The sequence below is a fragment of the Roseibium sp. RKSG952 genome (assembly GCF_009711355.1).
This window is the reverse complement of the sequence record NZ_SMMF01000467.1, coordinates 1-1165: the sequence shown is the minus strand read 5'-3', so window position 1 is coordinate 1165 and position 1165 is coordinate 1. Positions and strand designations below refer to the sequence as shown.

The window sequence follows — 1165 nt, the reverse complement described above, 5'->3', positions numbered from 1 at the left end:
GCAGCCTGACGGCTTGCGCTTCGCTAAAATACCCGTCCTTCAGGGCGGGGAAGACATTAAAATCCACAGAAACTTTAGCACGAAAATTTTTCGCGCTAAAGTCGTGCGCCTAGCGTATGACTCGCGGAATTCTTTGATTTTTGTTGACGAGTAAATTTTTCGTTCGCACAAAATTCGCGCAAAATTAAACACAACCTAGACACAATCATAAGTTGGTAATTTTCGGATAAGGTATCGTCTATAAGTGCCCGTCAGCCCAATGTTTCGGCCCAGCGTGATGCAAAGTCTCCTCAGCGACGGCGGCCCGGAAGATTAGGCTAGAAGTTCGATTGCCTTGGCTGGGTGGCGGCCCGGCCAAGGCAACTCTACACAATGCGATTTCCCCTTCGACAGCATCGATCTCTCCTATAACTAACAGAACGATACCCCATGCAAATCGCAACGGCGAAAACCCTCTTTCAAGATCTAGATGTCAACCTCGTCGATTCCGGAATGTCAGCCCTCGAAATCAGCGAGTTTCTGGAAACGGTCCGATGCGCCGATTTCATCTTCGACGACTCGTTGCGCAAATGGATGTCCAAACTCACGATCTGTTCGGACAACGCCCGGGAGGACGAAGCTCCTCCGATCATTCATGTCGGCTCTCAGTCCAGCCAGCGCCAACTTTTCGGCCGCAATTGGATTCGAAATTTAGGCGAGGGAATCAGAACTCCCGACCCTGTCCTGGAGAAAAATTCAGCAATCGGCTACATGAAGGCCCTGCACGAAGGCGTCTATTACGGATATGCGAGCACTCCGGTGTCATTTGACAGTGCAAGTATCGATATTTCCTTCGAACGCCTAATCGTCAGTCTGAAGCTCCCTACAACCCCCCTGAGACGAGTGCTAGCCTATTTCGGAAGCATTCAGGATATAGAGAAGCGACTGTGCGCCTAAGACGAGGACTTGCCTTGCTTTCGGCCTCCGCGTAAACGGGAAACAGGAATTCCCGTTTGCACGGAAGCACCTTGTGTCCCGGACCTGAAAGACCGTGTTTTACGGCCCAGCTTGACAAGAAGCGTTGGGAAGCCCGAAATACCTCAGAGCCACCTGTACGGCGGCGAACACGTTCTGAAACACGCATGTGCCTCACGACATCTTCAGAGCCGCCTGTGCGGCGGCGAAC

At 51.8% G+C, this 1165-nt stretch carries 1 protein-coding gene; it reads left to right on the top strand.

Translation table 11 applies throughout. The features are described 5' to 3' along the window. Positions 1-429 precede the first annotated feature (429 nt). Complete coding sequence (locus E1297_RS01600) at positions 430-936, top strand: hypothetical protein (RefSeq protein ID WP_155133055.1); 507 nt, start codon at positions 430-432, stop codon at positions 934-936. Positions 937-1165: the final 229 nt, after the last annotated feature.

Coding starts and splice junctions, on each gene's coding strand:
- E1297_RS01600 (WP_155133055.1), top strand. CDS start 430: ATGCAAATCGCAACGGCGAAAACCCTCTTTCAAGATCTAGATGTCAAC.